Source organism: Mesorhizobium sp. M4B.F.Ca.ET.017.02.2.1 (genome assembly GCF_003998955.1).
Lineage (GTDB): Bacteria > Pseudomonadota > Alphaproteobacteria > Rhizobiales > Rhizobiaceae > Mesorhizobium > Mesorhizobium abyssinicae.
The window spans coordinates 1-6,480 of the sequence record NZ_RZOF01000354.1 but is presented as its reverse complement, the minus strand read 5'-3'; the positions used below and the strand labels follow the sequence as shown (position 1 = coordinate 6,480).

The following is a 6,480-nucleotide window of genomic DNA, read 5'->3' as shown; positions in this document are numbered from 1 at the left end:
AGCACCGGAAGCGCAGGAAGCCGCCGTTCGCAGGCCGGCCTCACCTGAATATCGACGCAGCCTAGGCTGCGTCGATATTCAGGTGAGGCCGGCCTGCGAACGGCGGCTTCCTGCGCTTCCGGTGCTCACGTACCCAAAAGTACGCTCCGCTCCGGTTCTCGGAAGCCACCATTCTCGACTCGGCCTGACCTGAATCTCAACACATCCTGGGTGCTTGATTCTCTGTGCCTGGAATCTGAGTCAGGATATGGCTGCATCTTGCTGTTCGGGAATGATTTTTGCGCAAGCCGACTCCCGGTCGGCGAATCCTGATTTATAGTGGCGCGCCATAACTCAGGGACTTGCCAAGCATGTCGGAAAAACCAGTCGATTCGCTGAGCGAAAGCGAGGCCGCGGACGAGCTGAAGCGGCTGGCGGCGGAGATCGCCGAGCACGACCGGCGCTACCATACCGAGGACGCGCCGATAATCTCCGACGCGGAGTACGACGCGCTGACGCGCCGCAACCTCGCCATCGAGGATCGCTTCCCGGACCTGGTGCGCGAGGATTCGCCGTCACAGCGGGTCGGCGCGCCGCCGGCGGAGGGCTTTGCCAAGGTTCGCCACGCCGTGCCGATGCTCAGCCTCTCCAAGGCCTATAACGACCAGGACGTCGCCGACTTCATCGAGCGCGGCCGGCGGTTCTTCGACCGCGACAAGGATCTGGACATCGCCTTCACGGCCGAGCCGAAGATCGACGGGCTGTCGGCCTCGCTGCGCTACGAGCGCGGCGTGTTCGTGCAGGGCGCAACGCGCGGCGACGGCGCCGTCGGCGAAGACATCACCGCCAACCTCAAGACGATCGCGGATATCCCGAAAACCCTGAAGGGCTCGGGCTGGCCCGATTCGATCGAGATACGCGGCGAGGTCTACATGACCTATGCCGAGTTCGAGGCGCTGAAGCAACGTTCAGCGGCTGCCGGCGGCCAGGACTACGTCAATCCGCGCAACACCGCTGCCGGGTCGCTGCGCCAGAAGGATCCATCAGTCACCGCCGGCCGCAACCTGAAGTTCTTCGCCTATGCCTGGGGCTACACGACGGCGGATCCGGCTCCCACCCAATATGATTCGGTGCAGAAATTCGCCGAGTGGGGGTTCAAGGTCAGCCCGCTGATGGTGCGGGCGAAATCGATCGAGGAACTGATCGCGCACTATCATCGGATCGAGGAGCAGCGCTCGTCGCTCGGCTACGACATCGACGGGGTCGTCTACAAGGTCGACCAGCTGGAATTGCAGCGCCGGTGGGGGTTCGTCACAGGCGAGCCGCGCTGGGCCGTCGCGCACAAATTTCCGGCCGAGCAGGCGATGACGACCGTGCTGAAGATCGACATCCAGGTCGGTCGCACCGGCACGCTGGCGCCGGTGGCGCGGCTTGCGCCCGTCACAGTCGGCGGCGTCGTGGTCGAGAACGTCACGCTGCACAACGAGGACTATATCAAGGGTCTCGACAGCAACGGCCTGCCGATCCGCGACGGCATCGACGTCCGTATCGGCGACACTGTGGTCATCCAGAGGGCAGGGGATGTCATTCCGCAGATCGTCAGCGTGGTCATCGACAAGCGCCCGTCGGATGCCGTGCCTTATGAATTCCCGCATACCTGCCCGATCTGCGGTTCGCCGGCGACGCGCGAGATCAACGAGAAGACCGGCAAGGAAGATTCCCGCCGCCGCTGCACCGGCGAGCTGATCTGCGCCGCGCAGGCCGTGGAGGGATTGCGCCACTTCGTCTCGCGCGGCGCCATGGATATCGAGGGGCTGGGCGCGGAAAACATCGATCTCTTCTTCAACGCCGGATTGATCAAGACGGCCGCCGATATCTTCACGCTCAAGGATCGTCGTCCCGACGTCACCAGGGCGCTGGCCGGGCGGCGCGAGGAGCAGGCGAGGCTGCGCGAGGCCGCATCGGGCAAGACGCGCAAGAATGTGCGCAGCGCCGAGGATCGCAACTATGAAGGCCTCGACAAGCTGTTCGCGGCCATCGACGCGCGCCGCGAGCCGGAGCTCGACCGCTTCATCTTCGCGCTCGGCATCCGCCATATCGGCGAAACGACTGCCGCCGTCCTTGCCCGGACCTTCTCGACCATGGAGGAGCTGATCCGCATCGGCAAGGAGACGGCAAAGGCCGACGATCCGCACAGCGTTTTCCCCTCGATCAACGGCATCGGCGATGCGGTGATCGGCGCGCTGCGCGATTTCTTCGGCAATGAACGCAACGACGACGTGCTTGAGAAGCTGCTCGAGCAAGTCAAGCCAAAGCCGTATATCGTCACGGTCTCGGCCGACAGCGAGGTCGCCGGCAAGACGATCGTCTTTACCGGTTCATTGGAAAAGATGACGCGCTCCGAAGCCAAGGCCATGGCCGAACGGCTTGGCGCCAAGGTGGCGGGCTCGGTGTCGGCGAAGACCGATCTGTTGGTGGCCGGTCCGGGCGCGGGCTCCAAGCTGAAGCTTGCCGGTGAACTCGGCGTCGAAGTCATCGACGAGGACACATGGTTGCAACGGGTTGGCAAGGCGTGATGGCCGGCCCGTTCAAGGGGTTTGGCCAAAAGGCCATTCCGTTCCTCAAGGCGCTCGACTTCCACCAGAACCGGGAGTGGTTCCAGGAGAACCGCGACCTCTACGAGAGCGAGCTGCACGAGCCGTTCTGCGATCTCGTCGAGACGCTGACCGAGCGTTTTGCCGCGGCCGGACTTGGCCTGCGCGGCGACCGCAAGAAATCGCTGTTCCGCATCAATCGCGACGTGCGTTTCTCCAAGGACAAGCGGCCCTACAACCGGCATCTGTCGGCCATTCTGTCGCCCGACGGCACCAAGATGGAGCAGGGCGTGTTCTACGTGCATATCGGGCTCGAGCGGTGCTTCTCGGGCGTCGCCTGGTGGCAGCCCAGTCCCGAACTGCTGCTCGCCATGCGCAACGCCGTCGCGACGAAGCCGGAGAAGTATCGCGCGCTGGTGGCGGCCTTGAAGAAGAACCGTCTCGAATTCGAGACCGAGGATCGCATGAAGCGCACGCCGCGCGGCTTCGAGCATGTCACTGACAGCGACTTGGCCGAAGCCATCCGCAACCGGCACTTTTACGTCCAGCAGGCAATTGACCCGGCCGGCATCCACTCGCCGGCCCTGGTCGACGAGCTCGTCGATTTCACCTTGCGGGCCAAGCCACTGCTCGACTGGGGCAGGGCCATCCAGGGCAAGGCGCAATAGCGCGAGCCATGCTTGCGCACCGGCGATCATTTCCGCTGATCGTTCGGCTCAAGCGAATTGGTGTGACAAGGAAGGCGACGCTCCCTACATCAGGCCGTCAAAGGGAGCGATCCATGTCGGCGGAAGCGATTTCCGAAAGCAGTGCGAAGAGCGATTTCTGGGACGGCGTTCGGCTCTCGATGCCGGTCGTGGTCGCTTCGGCGCCATTCGCGCTGCTGTTCGGGGCAATCGCCGTCGACAATGGTTTCTCGGTCCTTGAAGCCTTCCTGATGAGCGCCCTGATCTTCGGCGGCGCCAGCCAGATGGTCGGCATCGAACTGTTCGGCCAGCATGTCGCGCCGTGGCTGATCGTGCTGTCGATCTTCGCCGTGAATTTCCGCCACGTGCTTTATTCCGCCGGCCTTGGCCGGCGCATCGCGCACTGGCCGGTGGTGCAGCAGGCGCTCGGCTTCTTCATCATGACCGATCCCCAATACGCCGTGTCGGAGGCGAGGGCGCAATCCGGCGAGACCGTCGGCTTTGCCTGGTATCTCGGGCTCGGCCTGCCGGTCTATGTGTTCTGGGTGGTCGAAAGCGCGCTTGGCGCGGTGTTCGGCAAGCTCATTCCCGACACGCATGCGCTGGGCATCGACTTCCTGCTGCCGATCTATTTCCTCGGCCTCGTCATGGGCTTCCGCAAGCGGCCGCTGTGGCTGCCTGTGGTCGTGGCGAGCGCCGTTGCCTCCACCATCGCCTACAAGACGGTAGGCTCGCCCTGGCACGTTTCCATCGGCGCCGTCGCCGGCGTGCTGCTCGCCGTCATATTGCCGCCGCATCACAGCGGCGTGGGGGAACGGCCATGAGCACCACCTTCTGGATCATCATCGCTGGTGCTGTCGCCACCTATCTCACCCGCGTCGGCGGGCACCTGGTCATCTCGCGCTTCGACAACGTCCATCCGCGCGTCGAGGCTGGCTTGAACGCCGTGCCGGCGGCGGTGCTGACCACGTTGGTGGCGCCGGCGGCGCTTGGCGCCGGTCCCCCGGAATGGGCGGCGCTGATCGTCGCCGCGGCCGTGTCGCTGCGCGGCGGGTTGATGTCGATGTTTTTGGCCGGTGCCGCCGTGCTGATACTGGCCAGGCAGTTCGCAGGGTAAGTTTCTGGTCCGAGCTGACTACCGGTTCAATTTCGTTGTGCGCGTCGGTGCCGCCCTGATTGCCCTGCCGGGTATTTCTCCCCGTATAGTGACGGGGAGAAAGACGCCCTCATCGACGGTTTCGCCAATCGCTGTCGTTGCAAGATAGCGCCGACGTCACGGTCAGCCCCTTCTCCCCGTCCCTATACGGGGAGAAGGTGCCGGCAGGCGGATGAGGGGCAGCGCTGACCTTCCAAGTTGTTGGATTCAGATCTTGGCGTCGTGCGGCAGCGGCGCGGTGGCCTTCTCCAGCCAGCCCAGCGTCTCGCCATCCAGCATCGGGCCGATCTCGGCCAGCACGCGGGCGTGATAGGTGTCGAGCCAATGCAACTCGTCGCGCGTCAGCAGATCGGTGCGAACAAGACGCTTGTCGATCGGCGCCAGCGTCAGCGTCTCGAAACCGTGCATGGCGATGTCGCCGCCTTCTATTTGCTCGGCGGCCGTGACCAGCACGAGGTTCTCGATGCGGATGCCGTAGGCGCCTTCCTTGTAGTAGCCAGGCTCGTTGGAGAGCATCATGCCGGCGAGCAGCTTCTCGGTGCCGGTGCGGGCGATGCGTTGCGGGCCTTCATGGACGGCAAGGTAGGAGCCGACGCCATGGCCGGTGCCGTGGGCGAAGTCGCAGCCGTGCTTCCACAGCGCCAGGCGCGCCACGGCGTCGATCTCCGAGCCGCGCGTGCCGGCGGGAAAGCGCAGCATGGAAATGCCTATCATGCCCTTCAGCACCAGGGTGAAGCGCTCGCGCATCTCCTCGGTGGGTTGGCCGATCGGCACGGTGCGGGTGATGTCGGTGGTGCCATCCTGATACTGGCCGCCGGAATCGAGCAGGAAGAGCTCGCCGTCGGCGAGCTTGCGACTGGTGGCGCGGGAGACACGGTAGTGCATGATGGCGCCGTTCGGCCCGGCGCCGGAAATGGTGTCGAAGGAGACGTCGCGCAGCGGCATCTGGGTTTCCTCGCCGGTCTGCCGGCGCACCTCCTCGAGTCTGGTGACGACCGCGATCTCGTCGAGCGTGCCCGGCTGTTGCCGGTCGAGCCAGCACAGCAGCTTGGCCACCGCCGCGCCGTCGCGGCGGTGCGCGGCGCGGCTGCCGTTGATCTCGGCCTGGTTTTTGGTGGCGCGGGGGATGCGGGCCGGATCGGGCGCTGAAACCACCGAACCGCCATTGTCCTCGACCAGCATTCTCAGCCTTTCGGCCGCCAGAACAGGGTCGAGCGCGATCCTGGCGCCGCCCTTGGCCAGCGCGACAACGGCGGCTTGGAATTCGCCGGGCTCGTGCAGGTCGGCAAGCTGGGTGAGATAGGCGGCGACCATGCGCGGGAATTTGCGCTGATCCATGAAGAGCTGATGCTTGCCGTCGGCGGCAAGGATCGCGAAACCCAGCGCCAGCGGCGTGTGCGGCACGTCGCCGCCGCGGATGTTGAAGACCCAGGCTATCGAGGACGGGTCGGTGAGCACCGCATGAGTCGCGCCGTCCTTGTCGATCGCTGCCGCCAGCCGCGCCAGCTTATCCTTGGCCAGTTCGCCGGCGAAACCGATCGGATGGATTTCGACCGGCGCCACGGGTGGCTCGGGCTGGTCTTTCCAGATGATGTCGATGGGATTCTGGTCGAGCGGCACCAGGGTCGCGCCGGACTGCTCGGCCGAGGCCTTCAGGGCCTTGACTTCGCTCAGCGTGTGCAGCCATGGGTCGAAGCCCAAGCGTGCACCCTTGCCGAGATTGTCCTTGATCCAGGTGGCAGGCGGGTTGTCGATGAGGCTCTCGATGGCGAAGATGTCGAGATCGACTTCGCTGCGCACCTGCAGCGTGTAGCGCCCGTCGACGGAGACGAAGGCGCGGTCGCTAAGGACGATGGCGACGCCGGCCGAGCCGCTGAAGCCGGTCAGCCATTTCAGCCGCGCCGACCGGTCGGCGACATACTCGCCCTGGTGCTCGTCGGCGCGCGGCACGATGAACCCGTCGAGGCCGTTCTCAGCCAGCCATTGCCGCAGCAGCGCCACGCGCGGCTTGCCGACAGACGGATCGCCCGCCGAGTCGAAGGTCTGGAACATGATGGGCCTCCTC

At 65.1% G+C, this 6,480-nt stretch carries 5 protein-coding genes; 4 read left to right on the top strand and 1 reads right to left on the bottom strand.

Annotated elements, in window-relative coordinates; all coding sequences use genetic code 11:
• Positions 1–350 precede the first annotated feature (350 nt).
• From ligA to EN738_RS28840, 4 genes are all read left to right on the top strand, one after another.
• Entirely contained in the window at positions 351–2,555 is a 2,205-nt protein-coding gene (gene ligA, locus EN738_RS28855; RefSeq protein ID WP_127286622.1) for an NAD-dependent DNA ligase LigA, read from the top strand.
• Positions 2,555–3,241 (top strand): TIGR02453 family protein, encoded by a 687-nt coding sequence (locus tag EN738_RS28850; RefSeq protein ID WP_127286624.1) that lies wholly within the window; start codon positions 2,555–2,557, stop codon positions 3,239–3,241. The genes ligA and EN738_RS28850 overlap by 1 nt, the downstream gene beginning before the upstream one ends.
• Positions 3,242–3,354: 113 nt before the next feature.
• On the top strand, positions 3,355–4,083 hold the full coding sequence (locus EN738_RS28845) for an AzlC family ABC transporter permease (RefSeq protein WP_127286621.1): 729 nt from the start codon (positions 3,355–3,357) through the stop codon (positions 4,081–4,083).
• Entirely contained in the window at positions 4,080–4,376 is a 297-nt protein-coding gene (locus tag EN738_RS28840; protein ID WP_127286620.1) for an AzlD family protein, read from the top strand. Before EN738_RS28845 ends, EN738_RS28840 begins: the two co-directional genes overlap by 4 nt.
• Positions 4,377–4,622: 246 nt before the next feature.
• On the opposite strand, the gene EN738_RS28835 is transcribed toward EN738_RS28840, so the two are convergent.
• Positions 4,623–6,467: an aminopeptidase P family protein gene (locus tag EN738_RS28835; RefSeq protein WP_127286619.1), complete on the bottom strand. Its 1,845-nt coding sequence runs from the start codon at positions 6,465–6,467 to the stop codon at positions 4,623–4,625.
• Between the last annotated feature and the right edge of the window lie 13 nt (positions 6,468–6,480).